Source organism: Streptomyces sp. NBC_00236 (assembly GCF_036195045.1).
Lineage (GTDB): Bacteria > Actinomycetota > Actinomycetes > Streptomycetales > Streptomycetaceae > Streptomyces.
In genome coordinates this window covers 4,258,313-4,274,269 of record NZ_CP108100.1, presented here as the reverse complement: position 1 = coordinate 4,274,269, position 15,957 = coordinate 4,258,313, and the positions used below count along the sequence as shown (strand labels likewise).

General features: G+C 69.5%; 21 protein-coding genes. 17 read left to right on the top strand and 4 right to left on the bottom strand.

All coding sequences use genetic code 11. The features are described from left to right. The first annotated feature begins 66 nt into the window (after nt 1-66). Both OG446_RS19255 and OG446_RS19250 read left to right on the top strand, forming a co-directional pair. The gene (locus tag OG446_RS19255) at nt 67-504 is read left to right on the top strand and encodes a hypothetical protein (protein WP_328895217.1); all 438 of its coding nucleotides are present in this window, start codon (nt 67-69) and stop codon (nt 502-504) included. A gap of 391 nt (nt 505-895) precedes the next feature. Next, on the top strand, nt 896-1,333 hold the full coding sequence (locus OG446_RS19250) for a glutaredoxin domain-containing protein (RefSeq protein ID WP_328895216.1): 438 nt from the start codon (nt 896-898) through the stop codon (nt 1,331-1,333). 15 nt (nt 1,334-1,348) lie between these two features. Here OG446_RS19250 and OG446_RS19245 read toward each other — a convergent pair whose 3' ends face one another. Next, nucleotides 1,349-1,897, bottom strand: a complete 549-nt coding sequence (locus OG446_RS19245) for a hypothetical protein (protein WP_328895215.1) — start codon at nt 1,895-1,897, stop codon at nt 1,349-1,351. Nucleotides 1,898-2,162: 265 nt separating this feature from the next. On the opposite strand from OG446_RS19245, the gene OG446_RS19240 reads away from it, so the two are divergent. Further along, on the top strand, nt 2,163-2,603 hold the full coding sequence (locus tag OG446_RS19240; RefSeq protein ID WP_328895214.1) for a VOC family protein: 441 nt from the start codon (nt 2,163-2,165) through the stop codon (nt 2,601-2,603). Between the two features lie 69 nt (nt 2,604-2,672). On the opposite strand, the gene OG446_RS19235 is transcribed toward OG446_RS19240, so the two are convergent. Further along, on the bottom strand, nt 2,673-3,119 hold the full coding sequence (locus tag OG446_RS19235) for a hypothetical protein (RefSeq protein ID WP_328895213.1): 447 nt from the start codon (nt 3,117-3,119) through the stop codon (nt 2,673-2,675). Nucleotides 3,120-3,564: 445 nt separating this feature from the next. Between OG446_RS19235 and OG446_RS19230 the strand changes: the two genes are divergently transcribed. Both OG446_RS19230 and OG446_RS19225 read left to right on the top strand, forming a co-directional pair. After that, entirely contained in the window at nt 3,565-4,176 is a 612-nt protein-coding gene (locus OG446_RS19230; RefSeq protein WP_328895212.1) for a TetR/AcrR family transcriptional regulator, read from the top strand. Beyond that, a complete protein-coding gene (locus OG446_RS19225; protein ID WP_328895211.1) occupies nt 4,173-4,628 on the top strand; it encodes a DUF6069 family protein in 456 nt (151 codons plus the stop codon). The genes OG446_RS19230 and OG446_RS19225 overlap by 4 nt, the downstream gene beginning before the upstream one ends. Nucleotides 4,629-5,525: 897 nt before the next feature. Here OG446_RS19225 and OG446_RS19220 read toward each other — a convergent pair. Together OG446_RS19220 and OG446_RS19215 are read right to left on the bottom strand one after the other, a co-directional pair. Further along, nucleotides 5,526-6,068 carry a GNAT family N-acetyltransferase gene (locus tag OG446_RS19220; RefSeq protein ID WP_328895210.1) on the bottom strand — a complete coding sequence of 181 codons (543 nt, stop codon included), beginning with the start codon at nt 6,066-6,068 and terminating at the stop codon, nt 5,526-5,528. Then, the gene (locus OG446_RS19215) at nt 6,065-6,838 is read right to left on the bottom strand and encodes a GntR family transcriptional regulator (RefSeq protein ID WP_328895209.1); all 774 of its coding nucleotides are present in this window, start codon (nt 6,836-6,838) and stop codon (nt 6,065-6,067) included. The genes OG446_RS19220 and OG446_RS19215 overlap by 4 nt, the downstream gene beginning before the upstream one ends. Nucleotides 6,839-7,478: 640 nt before the next feature. On the opposite strand from OG446_RS19215, the gene OG446_RS19210 reads away from it, so the two are divergent. The 12 genes from OG446_RS19210 to OG446_RS19155 all read left to right on the top strand — a co-directional run bounded on the left by OG446_RS19210 (nt 7,479) and on the right by OG446_RS19155 (nt 15,800). After that, on the top strand, nt 7,479-7,745 hold the full coding sequence (locus tag OG446_RS19210; RefSeq protein ID WP_328895208.1) for a DUF6284 family protein: 267 nt from the start codon (nt 7,479-7,481) through the stop codon (nt 7,743-7,745). Next, nucleotides 7,742-7,939 carry a hypothetical protein gene (locus OG446_RS19205; RefSeq protein ID WP_328895207.1) on the top strand — a complete coding sequence of 66 codons (198 nt, stop codon included), beginning with the start codon at nt 7,742-7,744 and terminating at the stop codon, nt 7,937-7,939. Before OG446_RS19210 ends, OG446_RS19205 begins: the two co-directional genes overlap by 4 nt. Continuing rightward, a complete protein-coding gene (locus tag OG446_RS19200) occupies nt 7,939-8,223 on the top strand; it encodes a DUF6303 family protein (protein WP_328895206.1) in 285 nt (94 codons plus the stop codon). The genes OG446_RS19205 and OG446_RS19200 overlap by 1 nt, the downstream gene beginning before the upstream one ends. Next, on the top strand, nt 8,220-9,545 hold the full coding sequence (locus tag OG446_RS19195; RefSeq protein WP_328895205.1) for a hypothetical protein: 1,326 nt from the start codon (nt 8,220-8,222) through the stop codon (nt 9,543-9,545). Before OG446_RS19200 ends, OG446_RS19195 begins: the two co-directional genes overlap by 4 nt. Then, entirely contained in the window at nt 9,545-9,877 is a 333-nt protein-coding gene (locus OG446_RS19190; protein WP_328895204.1) for an RRQRL motif-containing zinc-binding protein, read from the top strand. The genes OG446_RS19195 and OG446_RS19190 overlap by 1 nt, the downstream gene beginning before the upstream one ends. A gap of 15 nt (nt 9,878-9,892) precedes the next feature. After that, the gene (locus tag OG446_RS19185) at nt 9,893-10,276 is read left to right on the top strand and encodes a DUF6251 family protein (protein WP_328895203.1); all 384 of its coding nucleotides are present in this window, start codon (nt 9,893-9,895) and stop codon (nt 10,274-10,276) included. Nucleotides 10,277-10,353: 77 nt separating this feature from the next. Beyond that, nucleotides 10,354-10,674 (top strand): hypothetical protein, encoded by a 321-nt coding sequence (locus tag OG446_RS19180; RefSeq protein ID WP_328895202.1) that lies wholly within the window; start codon nt 10,354-10,356, stop codon nt 10,672-10,674. Between the two features lie 51 nt (nt 10,675-10,725). Further along, nucleotides 10,726-12,879, top strand: a complete 2,154-nt coding sequence (locus OG446_RS19175) for a cell division protein FtsK (RefSeq protein WP_328895201.1) — start codon at nt 10,726-10,728, stop codon at nt 12,877-12,879. Nucleotides 12,880-13,089: 210 nt separating this feature from the next. Then, on the top strand, nt 13,090-13,260 hold the full coding sequence (locus OG446_RS19170; protein ID WP_328895200.1) for a hypothetical protein: 171 nt from the start codon (nt 13,090-13,092) through the stop codon (nt 13,258-13,260). Nucleotides 13,261-13,345: 85 nt separating this feature from the next. After that, a complete protein-coding gene (locus OG446_RS19165) occupies nt 13,346-14,248 on the top strand; it encodes a bifunctional DNA primase/polymerase (protein ID WP_328895199.1) in 903 nt (300 codons plus the stop codon). Beyond that, nucleotides 14,245-14,595, top strand: a complete 351-nt coding sequence (locus tag OG446_RS19160; RefSeq protein WP_328895198.1) for a hypothetical protein — start codon at nt 14,245-14,247, stop codon at nt 14,593-14,595. The genes OG446_RS19165 and OG446_RS19160 overlap by 4 nt, the downstream gene beginning before the upstream one ends. Beyond that, a complete protein-coding gene (locus tag OG446_RS19155; protein WP_328895197.1) occupies nt 14,592-15,800 on the top strand; it encodes a DUF3631 domain-containing protein in 1,209 nt (402 codons plus the stop codon). Before OG446_RS19160 ends, OG446_RS19155 begins: the two co-directional genes overlap by 4 nt. Nucleotides 15,801-15,957 lie beyond the last annotated feature (157 nt).

The window sequence follows — 15,957 nt, the reverse complement described above, 5'->3', positions numbered from 1 at the left end:
GACCGGAGTTCGCACCTCCATATGGCCGGGGCCAGTCAGAACCCTGAGATCACCAGGAGACCGACCATGCGCCATCCTTCCACCCCGGCCCCCGAACCTGACAGGCGGCTCGTCACGCTGCCACCAGTCGTGACGCTCTCCGCCCAGCAGCAGCGAGGCGTGCACTGCGTCTACTGCGGTACGGCCCTGCACACCGGGGCGGTTGCGGTTCGCGACCTCGGCCCGCAGCTGACCGAGGCGCACGGATCGGAGGTCCGCTGGTTTCCGCGCAGCTGCCACTCCTGCCCGAAGGAACAGGCGTTGCCGATGACGTGCGACCGCTGCGACAGGCCGATCCCGGCCGGGGACGAGGAACGCGTAACGATCCACGGAGCGTCCGGGCCGGGCGGCACGATCACCGTGCACGCGGCGTACTGCCCTCCGCCACGGACCCGCCCGCCCGCTCCCGCAACGCCTCAGAACCCGGCCATGGACTTCGCAAGCACGCCGCCCACGGCGCCGTAGACGCTGCATCGGACCGAGTGCTCTGCTCTGCGGCGGAGCCCGAAGCCCACAGTGAACGACAACGTGAGGAGCCCACCGAGGGCGACGGCACCGGTGGGGCCGTACACGAAGTACACACAGCACGCGACGCCGGCCCAGACCAGGAGCGGCAGCATAGAGCCACGCAACACCGTCCGGAACGAGACCCGTTCGGGAGCGTTCGGCAGCACACGCCCGTGCCACACCTCTATGTGGTTCCGGGTCGCGCAGTTCTCACGTCGCATGAAGCCATGAGACCACTGCCCGTACAACCGGTCCTGTGCAGTCCCTTGTTGGACCGGCGCCAACGAGAATGTTCGAGCGAGCGGGGTGGTCCGAGGAGTAGCTCGACTCGCCGATAGCCTGCGCCCTCATGAAGCGCACCTGGATCCTGCCGACGCTGTTCGCACTCTGCGGCTCACTCGTCGCGACCGGGATGGTCCTCAGCGGGAGCCCCGGCGAAGCCGCAGCACTCCTGCTGATGTTCCTGCTGCTCGCGGGCATGCACTCGTCCCTGGTCTTCCCGAGATCGGTCGGCGCGCGGGAGGCACGACGCCGTAGCGCGGTCGACGGCCGGCCGATCGTCTACTGGCGTCCGGGCTGCAAGTACTGCCTTCGGCTGCGCATCCGGCTCGGCCGTCGCGCCCGCCAGTTGCACTGGGTCAACATCTGGCAGGACCCGGATGGAGCGGCAGCGGTGCGGGCGGCGAATGACGGCAACGAGACCGTGCCGACCGTCGTCGTGGCTGGTCGGCCGCACACCAACCCCGGTCCTTCGTGGGTGCGCGAGCAACTCTCCTCCGCCACGTGATCGAAGGCGTACCACTCAACTACCGGTGTGGAGAGCGGCACTGCCGACGACAGCCGCCAACTCTGCGGCGGCCTCGTCGGTCAGACGGTAGAAGCCCTGAAGGCTGATCGAGTTCTCGAGACGGCCATCCACCACGTACTTCAACGTACGAGTCCGGCCTCGGCGGTTGCGCCAGGTGAGCCGCCCGAGTAGTTCACCGGGTATGGGCACGTCGAAGCGTACGGGCGTCGCGTCCACATGCACCGCCTCGGCTCCGCAGCCCTCGGCGCCGAGCATCGACCAGTCTCCGTGACCGGGATACGCAGGGCCCTCCCAGGCCGCGGGAGCCGTGCCGCAGCAGTCGCGTCGCTCCACGTCGATCACGCGCATCCGGCTCACCACGAAGACCTCGCGCCGGTTGACGTGCAGCGCGTACACCTCGTCGTCGGCGCGGGCACCCGACCACGCCGGCAAGGACGAGTGAACGCCGCTGAAGGCGACCGGCGGCCGCTCGCCAGTGCGGCCTGCCTTGCGCAGCCCACGGCACGTGTCATGGGTCCACAGGACGGTGAAGGCGTCAGACATGCCGTGAGCCTATGGAGGGGGACTGACAACGCTCCCGCCGTGGACGCCACGACGCATGGTCGGCGGGCCTACGAAGCGGCCATCCTGCCCCCCGGAACCGGCGTACGCGTCCATCCGGACGAATCTCGCCTCATGAGCGCCCCGGATTCTTCGAAGACCGGCGATCCGGGGATGTCGAGAACGTGTCACCGGCTCCGTCCCAGGAGCAGCAGGGGCCGTCAGCGGCCACCAGAGGCCGTACAGGGAACAAGAAGGAGAAGCCAGCATGGCGATTCAGCGGATGGACAACGTCGGCATCGTCGTCGAGGACCTGGACGCCGCCGTCGCGTACTTCGTGGAGCTCGGTATGGAACTGGAGGGCAAGGCGACGGTCGAGGGCCTCGTCGCCGACCAGTGCACCGGACTCGACGGCGTCAGCTGCGACATCGCGATGGTCCGGACCCCGGACGGTCACAGCCGGCTCGAGCTGGCGAAGTACCGGACCCCCAAGGCGACCAGCGAAGGGCCACGCAACCGGCCGCACAACATCCTCGGTACGCACCGCGTCATGTTCGCCGTCGACGACCTCGAAGACACGGTCGCCCGCCTGCGTCCTCACGGCGCCGAACTCCTCGGCGAGATCGCCCGGTTCGAGGACAGCTATCTGCTCTGCTACGTCCGCGGGCCGGAGGGCATCATCGTCGGGCTGGCCGAGCAACTGGGCTGAACAGGGGTACTTCGCGGGCTACGCGCAAGACCCTCAGGGCTCTTCCTGAGGGCCCCGTGCGTGCCACCCTCAGGACGCGGGACAGAGCGTCTTGCGCAGCCCGATGTTGATGTGGCTGCCGTCGTCATCGGTCAGCGTGATGCCGTCGTAGGAGAACCGCTGCGCGGCACTGTGGTCCGTGTTCGCGGCGCCGCCGTCGAGGGCCGCGCACTGGTTGCGAGCCGCGTCGATGGCCTTGTCCTCGTCCTGGGTGAGCCTGCTGTTGACGTCCATGACGGCCGCAAGGACGGCGTCCCGCTCGGCGCCGGTGGGCTCGGGCGGAAGGCCGGTGTCCTTGGTTGCGGCGCTGCCGTCCGCAGCGGCGCCACTGCCGTCCGCGCTGCTCGAAGCCTCGGCCGCGCTGCTCGTGGCGGTCTCGGCCTTGCTGCCACTGTCACCGGTGCTGTCGCTGTCGCAGCCAACGGCGGCGAAGGCAAGTACGGCGGCGAAGGCCGCAGTGGTGGTACGGATGCGCATGGTCCCCCCTGGCGTGATGCGAGTAGGCACATGGTGGGGTCTGGATGGCACCCACGCCGCAGTAGTGACGGAGTCATGACACTCTGCGGACACATTTGGAACGGCACCGCCACGGCACGCCCGCCGCAATGCCCGCCGCAACGGGTGGAGCGATGGCGGCGAGTTGAGAGTGAAGTGGGTGTACCGCATGCGGTCGGGACCGCCTCCGGGGCGAGTGCGTGCACCCACATCGCTCTCAACCCGTGAGGGAGGCGCGTCGGCGGCCGAGCGCGCTTGGGCGCCCTATGGGCGGGCCGGCCCGTGAACGCCGTACGACGGACCGTCGGCCGCTCCGGCCCCACACCGCTGACGGTGCGGCCGCCACCTCCGGCGCATCGGCCACGACCTGAGCGGAGTGAGTCCTCACTCATTGACGGAGTGAGGACTCACTCCGTACCTTGGCATCATGACAGCACCCAAGGAAAGCCGGACCACCCGCCGTCGCGCCCCCGCCATGTCTCCGGAACAGCGCCGCGAAATGATCATCCGGACGGCGATCCCGCTGATCGCCGAGTACGGCGCCGCGGTGACGACCGCGAAGATCGCCCGCGCCGCGGGGATCGGGGAGGGCACGATCTTCCGGGTCTTCGCCGACAAGGACGAACTGATGCAGGCCTGCGTGGCCGAGGCACTCTCCCCCGACCACGCGGTCCGTGAACTCGACGCGATCGACGTGTCCCAGCCGCTGCCCGACCGGCTCGCGGAGGCGGCCGAGGCGCTGCAGGCGCACATGGCCAGGATGGGCGCGATCGCCGGCTCGCTGGGCCATCGCGGCGGCAAGCACCCCGGCACGGTCCGCGGCGCGGGCCGCGACGAGTCGACGACCCGCATCCGTGCGGCGCTCGCAGATCTGCTGGAGCCCGAAAGGGCCACCCTGCGGCGGCCGCCGGAACAGATCGCGGCTCTCTTCTTCGGACTGCTCTTCGTCCAGCCGCGTACGGACGACGAACCCGACCTGACCCCGCAGGAACTGGTGGAGGTCTTTCTGCACGGGGCCCTCTCGGGGACCACCAAGTGAGCCCGGGGCGGAGGCGCCTGGGAGTCACGGCTCTGACCGTCCTGGCCCCCGTTCTGGTGTGGCTGGTCACGGACCCACTGCTGGGACACCGGCTGCGGATGGCCGACGGCGACCAGACGCTCGACATCGGCGCCGCGCCCGTGGCGGTCGTCGCACTGTTCGCGTCGCTCGCCGGCTGGGGACTGCTGGCCGCCCTGGAGCGGTTCACGGCCGGGCGCGCCCGGACCATCTGGATCTGGGTGGCCGGAGCCGTACTGGTCGTCTCCTTCCTGCCGTTCATCGGCGACACCATGAACGGCGGCACCAGGGCCTCCCTCGCCCTCATGCACCTGGCGGTGGCGGCGGTGCTGATCCCCGGCCTGGTCGGCGGGCCCCCGGGGCGGACACCGGTGCCGCCGGGGACCGGCCGGCCTCCGACACCGAGCGGACCGACGCCCGACGTCACCCGCTGACGCCGAAGGCCCCCTGGACGATGTCCAGGGGGCCTTCGGTTTGTGTGCACTCGGCAGGATTCGAACCTGCAACCTTCTGATCCGTAGGCGGGTGCACCCACGGATCATTCGGTCTGCCACTGCCGTGGTGACCCGTTGACCACGCGACTCATGTACGCCGATGTATCCCCGTGTACGCCGACGTTGATGTCACGTGTTGATGTCAGACGGCAACGCCGACTGGCCACCGAGTGGGGGTCGCGCCCTTAGTTCGTACAGGACCAGGAAGGGCGCAGCGTAGTCCGAGGCCTCGGGTACTGATGCATGGCCGCTGACCACCAACGCTACGCCCGCCAGTGGGGCAGCCGCGCAGCATAAGATTGTCGCCCATCCGGGCCACGCGAAACCCTGGCCACGCGGCCTCTCTTCTTTCATACTGGGTAGTGCTCCAATCGGGATCGATCGGGGTCACGGCCACTCGCTTGTTTTCCGGCGCGCGAGTGGCCGCCCCGTTTTCTGGGCGCCAGATAAGTACCGCCACTGCCGCATCCTTTCGGACGCCAAGGGCGAGTGTCAAGCGCTACCTAAGCACCTCAGACAGAACTACCCACATTTCTATGGCACGTGCCATAGAAATGTGGGTAGCACTTTCGAATCACGTCCTGGAATCACTTCTGAATTACCCCTTCTGAATTACCCCTTCTGGAATCACACCGTCGAAGAGGTAATTGGGATGACGTAATCCGGTTGCAATACAAGGATGCAATGCAATTGCGGCGCGAATTGCTAGCAATGTTGCCCTGGCGCTACATGTCGCGTCTCGCGAGCCCGCGCCGCGACCGCCCGCTGAGCGAACCTCCCGAGCATCGATGGACAGGGCCCTCCACGTGCCCACACCTCTCGCATGCCGGTTATACGTCAGGTGGTGAGATCCTCGAAGCCATGTTCCATCGGCACGGCTCGCCGCTGCGCGAGCCAACCCGAGACGCGCGGCCCCCCATTAACCGCGCCGCCGACGCGGACTGTGCGCACGTGCTCGAACCCCCGCCTGAGGTAGTACTGCTGTAGGGCCGCATTCGTCGTCCACGCATCCAAACGCAGCCACTGCGCACCGTCGCGATACGCGCGGTCGCCCGCCCAGTCGAGAAGCCGACCACCGAGATTCTGCGCGGCATGAGTCCGGGCCACGGTCAGCTTGGTGACGAAAATCGATGGCTCGCTCAATTCCTCTTCGGTCCACAAACCATCTTCGACGTCCGCCGAGAGTGTGACGGTTGCTGCCGTCACATCGCCATCCATGACCATGAAGACGGAACCCGCCTGGATCGTGGCCAGCAGTCGGTCAGCCGGATAGGGGCGCTGCCACTGGTCAGTACCGAGACGCGTGAGCCAAGCCGCCGCCTCCTCGCGGAAGGCCAACAACTTGGTCACGTCGTCCGGGCACGCGTTGCTGATCTTCACTGGGGCTCGTTCTCGTTTCGCGCGGCCTGGTCGCCGATCTCGTAGTTCATCCGGTTCAGGTCACCCCGGAACGTCGTGACGGTGCAGCGAATGGGCCGCTCCGCCGAGTACCCCGTACGCATCCACAACAGAACAGGCACCCCTGCCCCGATCTCCAGCAACCGCGCCTCATCCGGGGTCGGCATGCGGGTCGAGATCTCGTCGAAGTATCCGATCTGCTCGGTGCCATGAGCGGCCAGGTATCGGGTGGTGCCCTCTTCGATGTCGCCGGGCTCAGCAAGGCGGGGAGCCTCATCGACTAGCCACGCCGGGTAGTAGGTGGCCTGAGTCGACCACGGCACGTCATCGACGTACCGATGGCAGAACCGCAGGACCGTACGGGATTCAGGGCCGACCTTGAGCCGGTCCGCCACATCGGCCGGCGCGGGCAGGATCTCGACCCTGAACGTCTGATGCGGACGGCGCCCTGCGGCCGTGACGTCCGTGCTGTAAGCGTCGCCGTTCTGCGGAAAGCTCAGGTTCTCGAACCGGGAGGCGTTCAGCTCGAACACCTCATGCTTTGCCACCTCGTATCCGAGGCCCTGGCTGGACGTGACAAGCCCCTGCGTAACCAGCAGGCCAAGCCCTGACCGCACGGTGTTCCGAGACGCGTCGAAGCGCGCGGACAACTCACTCTCCGAGGGGAGCCGCGACCCGGGTGGATACGTCCCGTTGTCGATTTCGCGGCGCAGAGCATCCGCGACTTGCCGGTACTTCGGCTGCTTGCTCATAGCCCCATCATGACGCACTCGCTCAACTTGTTGGTACATGTGGGCCCCGATCGCTTGACGCTTCACAGTCCGTTGGTGCACCATCACTGCATCAGCTTGTACCAACAAGTTGAGCAAGCGGTGCAGCTCCTTCAAGTGTGCTCGCTTGGGCGTTATTCCCGCTGGCTTCGGGCCGGTGGGCGGCACAACAGGAGGGGCCGGATGCGGCCGCTCTTGAGCTGAGGGCGGGGACGCTGCAATCCCGCTAAAGGCCAGGGGACAGGGCTTCGGCCCGACTGGCGAGGTGGCCCGGTGACCGCGAGCAACGGCCGGCGAGTGGGGACGTGATCCCCCTTGCAGTGATTGCCCTGATCCGAACACAAGAGAGGAACCCCATGAGTCAGCGAAGTACGTGGGCGCCGCCCGTGCTGGACCGGCCTGAGCGGTAAGCCCCTCGCGTCATCGCGTCGCCTGATCTGCCGCTCGCGCGGCCGGTTGCCTCCCCCGCCCGTCCAGACCGTCTAGCGCGGTGCTGTACGGGCGGGGCTGAGGGGAGCCGGAACACCTTTTCCCGCTTCACCCACGGACGGCGCGCGGCCCCGGTGCTGACACACCGGGGCCGCTGTTTGGGCCGTCGCACCTGCTAGGGAGACCACGACCCATGAAGACCATCGCTGCACTTCAGGCCACTGTTACGGCCGCCTCGCTCGACTTCGAGCCGTCGGCCGCCGAGCTGGACGCGATTGAGCTGGAGATGCCGCTCATCCGGGCGGAGGTCGAGTTGCTGGACGCGCAGATCATGACCATCGACCGGCCGGCGAACGAGCTGGACGTTCGGCGCGTGCGCCGGGCCCGCAACCGGGTCATGGCGGCGCGGCGGAACCTCACCAACCGCACCACGTCGACCCTGACGGGCGGTGCGGCATGAGCGTGACCCTTACCTCCGAGCGGGGCGCCCTGGTCGTCGTGTTCGTCGGCATCGCGCTGGCGCTGGCCGGGGCGGTTCTGGCGTCCCTGCTGGATGAGCCGTCCTTGCGGTGGCTGGCCACGGGCGGCGTGCTCGTCCAGGTCACCGGTTGGGTGCGCTACGGCCGCGCCCGGCGGGGCGGTGAGCGGTCGTGATGACGCTCCCCGCGCAGATGTCGAACAGCGGCGGCACGTGGCACCTGTACGTCCCGCTGATGAACACCCCGCATGCGTGGCCCGAGTACATCTGGCCCCGCACGGCCACGGTCCCGACCATCGCGGAGCGCGAGCGCGCCTTGAACGGTCTCGGCTACGAGAGCGTGCCGGGTGACGAGTGGTCCTGGATCGAGGACAGCGACATCCCCGGCGACCCCGCGTCGCCGGTCCGGCTGATCGCCTCGGTGCGGGTCCGGCCCATGCTGTGGGGCGGTAGCCGATGAGCACCTACAGCGAAGAGCGTCGCGCGGACCGGGCGGCCGATGCCGAGCAGCGTCGTATCGATCAGGCCGCCGCGGCTGAGCGTCGTGCGGAGCGGGAGAAGGTGGCCGACGAGCGGGCGGCCCGGCTTCGTGAGCAGCAGCTCGCGGAGAAGGGGCGGGCGAAGGATGCGCGAGCGCAGGCCCGTGCGGCCCGCCGGGCGGCCCGTGGGGCGTCGCTGACGGCGGGCAATGTGTACCGCAAGGGCACGCTCGGCCTGGTCACCGCGTCGGCCCTCGGTTCGCTGCCTGCTCAGGTTCTGCACTTCGCCGGTATCTCGCCGATGCTCCTGCCGTTGCCTCTGGCGATCGAGGGGGCGGCGTGGGTGATGGCGGCAGGTGTTGCCTACGCCGACGAACGCGGGCTGCCTGTCTGGGTGCGGTGGCTCCTGCGGTCGCTCGTGGTCGGCGCGGCAGGGTTCGCCGCGTCCATCAACTACACCTACGGCACCCACCTCTCCGGCCTGTCCCCTTCGGACGCACAGACCGCGGGGATCGGGCTTGCCGCGGTCACGCTGCTGGGCCCGCTTCTGTTCGAGGTACGGCAGTGGGTAACGACCTTGTCGGCCAAGACCGGCGACGCTCAGGACAAGGCCCGTCGCCGCCACGACCGCAAACGGCGCCGGCAGCACCGCTCCATCGCGATCCTGGCCGACCGGCTCGTATCCGCTGCCCCGTTCGGAGAGCTGTCCTTCGAGGACGCGTTCGCTCACGCATGGGAGATCGAGACAGGCACCACCACGCCCGGCATGACACCCAAGCTGCACCGCCGGGCCGCTCGATCGCTCGCCGCTCTCACCGACGCCCAGCACCCGTCAGACCGTACGCAGCAGCGCGGTGCCGGTTGGCTGCGGCGACGTCGACCGATCGAGCCCCTGGCCATTGAATCGGTCGATACATCAACAAATCGGTCTAGGGCTGACCTGGGAAAGTCGACTCCGGTCGCGATCACGACGGTCGAGCCGCGCCCGGCGCTGCCCGCCCCGGTGGTCATCGACCTGGTGAAGCCGGTCGAGTCGATCCCGGTCCGGGCGGTGGCCGCTGAGTCGGTTCGTCCCCGTCGGGCGACCGGCCGCGTACCGGCCGCTGCCCGATCGAGCCGACCGGCCCGCACCGCCGATCAGTTGCTCGATGAAGCCCGATCGGCCACCGCCGACTGGCCGGTCAAGGAACTGACGGCCGAGGGCATCCGCAAGGCCGTCCACACCTCACCCGCAAAGGCCCGCGTCCTGCGCGACACCCTGCGCGGCGAGCGTTCGGCCGCACCGGTCGACGCGGTCGCGTGATGGCCACGCTGCCCGAATACCGGTGGCGCCTGGCCCCGGACGGATATGCGACCCGCCGGCAGTTGCGGGCGTTGGGGTTGCGGCCCGGCGGACAGGACGTCGCGGCCGTACTCCACCGCCCCCGGCGTCGGCGGGAACCGCTGGTCGCCTACCTCTACCGCATCGACCTCGCCCGCCCGGTACGCCCCATGACCCCGGGCCGTGCCGCCGCGCTGGCCAAGGCCATGCGGGCCCGCCGCACCTGCCCGAACTGCCGCCGGGATGCCGGGTACTGCATCCCGCGCTCGCTCGGCATGTGCGTGCCCTGTCACGACTCCCCGCTGACTTCCTGACCTGGAAGGACTCGCATGGACCCCAACCTGCCCGCACCCCGGGCACTCACCGTGATTCAGCTCCCGGACGGCACGTACACCTACGCCGATGCCGCGAACCTGCCCGCACAGCAGGCGCCGCAGCAGATCGTCCAGCACATCCACCAGGCCCCGCCCGACCGCACGGTCCAGCGCCTCGCGCTCGGTTCCGGCATGGGTGCCGGGGCGGTCGCGGCTGGCGTCTACTTCGGCCCGCTCCTGGTCGGTGTCCTGACCGCCATCGCGGCGAACCTCGCGATGCTCGCGTTCCTCGCGGCCGTCATGGCGTGGGGCGTGGTCACCGTCGTGAAGTCGATCGGGGGCGGTGAGGGCAAGGCGGCCTCCAAGTCGGTGTCCCGGGCCCGGCGTGGCCGTGGCTGACGTGCCTGTGTCCGCCCGGACGTCGTTCCGGGCGGGTGCAGGACCGGACAGCCCGGCCCGACACCTGGGAGGACACCGTGGAGAGCTATACCCCCGCCGAGAAGCGTGAGCGTGCCCGGCTGTTCCGCAAGGGATTCCGCCAGGCCATGGCCGACTGCGTCGACCCCCGCCTTGAGGCCCGGATCGAGAAGATCGACCAGCGGGCCGCGGAGCGTGGCGCGCAGGAGCTGCGGGCCCTGCACCAGGTGCAGGCAGATGCCCGCCAGACCCTGGCCAACGCGAAGGCCGCCGAGCGCACCGCTCCCCGTTCCGACCGCCCCGCCGCCCGGCAGGCCCGCAAGGCCGCCGAGGACGCCGTGCGCCGCGCGGAGCGCGCCGTGCTGCGGGCCGAGCGCTGACCGCCTGCACGTCTTCCGCTCATCCGAAGTGAGACAGGAGTACAACCCGTCATGACCGAACTCGCCACCGAGGGGCCCGACATGGGCACCCTGCACCACCTGGACGACCACCGCCCCAGCCCCGACCCCCTGACCAAGACCGCCCCGGCATCCGACGACACCGCCACGGTGGTGGCGGGTGTCGAGGCGGTCGACCGTGCCGACAACCCGCTGTCGGACTGGCTGACCGTCCCGGACGCGCCGGTTCTGCCGGCGTGGGCCCGGTCGGCCGCGTCCATCAAAGCCAACGCCGCCGCCCTGGTGCGGCTCACGTGGTGGCACTCGCGCTATCACGCGGTCCGCACCCCGAAGTATCTGGTCAAGACTGTGCTGCTGGCCGCCCGCGGGTTCTTCCGCGCCACGGTGGGGATGTGGCCGACGCTGTCGGCGCAGGACCACACCGCCGCAGTGAAGGCGCTGCGGGCGCAGAGCAAGGCCCGGCCCGAGGACGTGGAACTCGCGGTGCGGTTGCAGATCGCGCATGCGGAGCGGACCCGGTCCCGTCGGTGGCGGTTCGGTGCCGCCGCCGTGGGTGTGGCCGCCGCCGCGATCGGCATCATGCTGGCCGACCCGCTGTTGCAGACCGGTATCGCCGGGGCGGTCGTGACGCCGCTCGCCTACCTGGGCAGGGGCAAGGACACCCAGTTCCTGGACCAGGGTGCGCCGCCGCTGCGGGTGGACATGTCCGCCCAGCAGCTCAACGACGCGTTGCGCGCTGCCGGCCTCCTGAAAAGCGGCCGGGGTGACGAGGAAGGCCCGCGTGTTTCTTGCTCGATGGGCCCGGTCCGTGACGGCCGTGGCTGGGCCGTGATCTTCGACCTTCCCCGGGGTGGCGGTAAGACCGCCTCGGACGTGCTGGCCAAGCGCGAGGTCATCGCGCAGGAACTCGGGGTCGATGAAATCCAGGTCATCATGTCCCGCGTCCGCGCCGCCAAGGGCGGCAACGCCGGCCGGGTGTCCATGTGGGTCGCCGACGATGACCCCTACCTCGGACCGCTGAACCCGTCGCCGTTCGAGACGGCCGAGCGGTTCTCCATCTGGGACCCGGTCCCCTTCGGCCAGGACGCCCGCGGCGTGCGGGTGAACATCCCCGTCATGTGGCAGTCGATGTTCTTCGGCGGCCTGCCCCGCCGCGGCAAGACGTTCTCCCAGCGGCTGCTGACCTCTGCCGGGCTGCTGGACCCGTTCGTGCGGCACTACGTCGCCGACGGGAAGGGCGGCGCGGACTGGATGCCCATGAAGGCCGTCGCGCACTGCCTGGTCATGGGCGCCGAGGACGACGCGATCGAAGCCTTGAAGGCGATGCTCGCCGAACTCCTGGTGGAGATGGAACGCCGGTTCGCCCTGCTGCGGGACCTCCCCACGTCCGTGTGCCCCGAAGGCAAGCTGACGCCGGAGATCGTGGCGAAGTACAACGTGCCGGTCATCTTCGTGACCATCGACGAACTGCAGGAGTACTTCACCGCGATGGAACGGGAGGACCGCGAGCAGGTCATCAACGACCTGTGCCGCATCGCCCGACGCGGCCCGGCTGCCGGGTTCGTGTCCAACTTCGCCTCCCAGCGCCCCGACGCCGACAGCGTCCCGACCAAGCTGCGCGAGATCATCACCATCCGCTACTCGACACAGGTCGTCGACCGGGCCAGCAGCGACATGGTCCTCGGCAAGGGCAAGGCCGCCCAAGGCGCCGACGCCTCCGTCCTGTCCGAGGAACACAAGGGTGTCGGTGTCCTGGTCACCGGACCCGCCTCGTACGTCACCGTGCGGGCCGACTACCTCGACGGCCCCTCATTCGCCGGACTGTGCCGCAAGGGCCGCGTCCTGCGCGAGCAGGCCGGACAGCTCACCGGACAGGCCGCAGGCGACGTGACCGCCGCCGCTGACGCGGCCGGCGTCACCGTCCCGCCGATCGTCTCGGACGCGCTCGAAGTCATGCGCCACAGCCCGCGCATGTTCACCACCGACCTGCTCAACGGTCTCGTGAACCTCGACGAGGACGTCTACGGCGACTTCAACGCCGAACAGCTCGCATCCGAACTCGAAGCCGCCGGGGTCAAGCGGACCAGCAAGCAGGTCAAGATCAGCGGCTCCAACGGTGCCGGATACCAGCGCCGCGACATCGAGGCCGCCGTGCCCGCCGAGATCCTGCTCAGCACCGGCAGGTAGAGGGGTCCCCCGCTACCTCACCCCCGCCGGACACTCCCGCCACGCCCCGTCCCGGCCCGTTCGGCAGGGGCTGCGGAGTAGAGGGGGCCCTTTACCCCGGTAGAGGGGGAGGTAAGGGCCCCTGACCTGCAAGGTAAGGCCGGTAAAGGGGGGCGCCCGCCACCTGCCCGCACCCCTCCACAGCCACATTCCCACCCGAGAGGAACACGCGTGACCAACACCCAGACCGACCACGACGACCACGACGCGGCCGAGGAACCCGAGTACCTCGACTGCGAACGGTGCGACCCCACCGACGGCACCGAGCCCTACTTCTACCCGCACTGCTGCGGATGCGGCGCGGACGGCAGCAGCGAATACCCCGACTGCACCTGCGACTAGCTACGCCGACGGCGGCCCCCGTCTCGGCAAAGTCCGGGGCCGCCGTCGTCCAGCCATCCACAACAGAGAACTGGAGACACCCAGCATGACCCACCACCGCACCACCACGCTGCTCGAAGCGGCGTTACGAGCAGCCGAACGCGGCTGGCACGTCTTCCCCCTCCGCCCTGACGACAAGCGCCCCGCCCTCCACGGAGAGACCGCCTGCCAGCGCCTCGCCGACTGTGCCGACGGGCACCGCAAGTGGGAGGACCGGGCCACGGTCGACCCGGACCGCATCCGCCGGGCCTGGGCCGACCGCCCGTTCAACATCGGGATCGCCACCGGCCCATCCGGGCTGGTCGTCGTCGACCTCGACATGCCCAAGCCCAACAGCAACACGGACACGCCTTCCGGCGTGACGACCTTTGGAGCGCTCTGCGAGCGCGCCGGACAGCCCGTCCCCACCACCTACCGCACCCGGACCGCGAGCAGCGGACACCACCTGTACTTCACCGCCCCGGACATGGTTCGGCTCGGGAACACCGCCGGAACCCTCGCACCCCTGGTCGACACCAGGGCATGGGGCGGGTACGTCGTCGCCGCAGGCAGCACCACAACCGCAGGCCCGTACGCGGTGGTTGACCCGGCGCCGGTCGCCCCTCTCCCCGGGTGGCTGCTGGCCCTGCTCCAACCGACCCGATCCACACCGGTCGTCTCGCTGGTTGTACCGGTTGTCAGTGGCAGTCGCGCCGGACGCGCCGCGCTGGAACGGGAGTGCAACCGCGTCGTCACCGCTCCGGAGAAGCAGGGCAACAACACGCTCAACCGGTGCGCGTTCAAAGTGGGGCGGTTCGTCGCGTGGGGCGACCTGGCCCGGCACGAGGTTGAAGCGGCCTTCCAAGGGGCGGGCGAGACCCGGGGGCTCACCCCGGCTGAGTGCCGCGCCACGATCCGCAGCGCCCTGGACAGCTCCATCCGCACCGCCCGGCCCCGGGAGACGGCATGAGTACCCGCCCTCGTCTCCGCTTGGAAGGCCTCCCGCCCCCCACCCACCGCAGCATCGCCGAACCGGCCCCGGGTGCATCCGGCAGTGGTGCGGCGAAGGTCGTCGCCGAAGGCGTCCGCATTGCTGTTCTCCCTGACCCGCGCACAGTCACCGTGTCCGGCATCCAGCCCGGTCTGACCGTGCGCGGGATCGGCCGCAACGAAATGCCCGTCGCCGACTGGCTGTGCACCTGCGGCCACCACGAACGGGCCCGGGGCCGAAAGGCCGTCACCGAACTCACCACCCGCGCACACGTCGGGCAGTGCCCCCACAACGCCCCCGACCAGTCCAGGAGGACCGCCGCATGAGTGCCACCGCACAGACCACGGCCCCCATCGACGGCGCTGCACTGCTCGCCGAAGTGGAGACGTTCCACCGCCGGTTCAACGTGTTCCCCCGCGAGGCCGCCTACGTGGCGGTCGTGTTGTGGGACGCGCACGCGCACCTCCTGGACGCGTTCGACTCCACGCCGCGTCTCGCGTTCCTCTCCCCGGAACCGGGCTCGGGTAAGTCCCGGGCCTTGGAGGTGGTGGAGACGCTGGTGCCGCGTCCGATGCTGGCGGTGAACGCGCGGGCCGCCGCGCTCTTCCGGTCGGTCTCCGATCCGGCTGGACGGCCCACGATCCTGTTCGACGAGATCGATACCGTCTTTGGTCCCAAGGCCGGGGACAACGAGGAGCTGCGCGGCTTTCTGAACGCCGGTCACCGCCGCTCTGGAGTCACCTACCGGTGCGTTGGTGACGGCGGTAATCAGACGGTGGTGGAGTTTCCTTCCTATACCGCCGTTGCCGTGGCCGGGCTCGGCTATCTGCCGGACACCATCACCACCCGTTCCGTCATCATCCGCATGCGGCGTCGGGCCAGGAACGAGAAGGCCGAGCCGTTCCGGGCTCGGCTCCATGAGGCCGAGGGACACGAACTGCGGGAGCGGCTCGCGCAGTGGGCCGAGCAGGTCCGCGAGGACATCGCCGGCCGGTGGCCGCAGATGCCCGAAGGCGTCACCGACCGGCCCGCGGATGTGTGGGAGCCCTTGCTCTCCGTCGCGGACGCGGCCGGTGGCGACTGGCCCGACCGGGCCCGCACCGCGTGCGTGGAGCTGGTCAACGCGGCCAGGGCCGACGACAAAGGCAGTCTGGGTATCCGCCTGCTGACCGACCTTCGTGATCACGTCATGGCGGGCATTGACCGGATGCCGACGGTCGCGATCCTGGATCGGCTGTGCGCGTTGGACGAAGCGCCGTGGGCGGACATGAGCGGCCGGCCGCTCGACTCCCGGGGCCTGGCCAAGATGCTCGGGGAGTACATGACCCTCGACAACACCCCGGTCAAGGCACGCAACATCAAGACCGCCGGGACCGTCCTGAAGGGCTACTACGCGCTCGATCTCCACGACGCGTGGGAGCGGTACTGCCCCCCACCCCCCTCAGGAGCCGCTACCTCCGCTACCTCCGCTACCTCGCAGGTCAGCGGCCCCGAAAAGGTAGCGGCAACGCTCTTCCCGTCCGCTACCTGAGCGCTACCCGCTACCCGCCGCGGCCCCAGCAGGGGCGGGGCCGGTAGCGGATTCCATCCGCTACCGCTACCTCATCCGCTACCTCGATCACGCCCCTGACCAGGGCGGTAGCGGAGGTAGCGGAGGTAGCGGACCTGACAGGAAGGGGCCCCGGGCC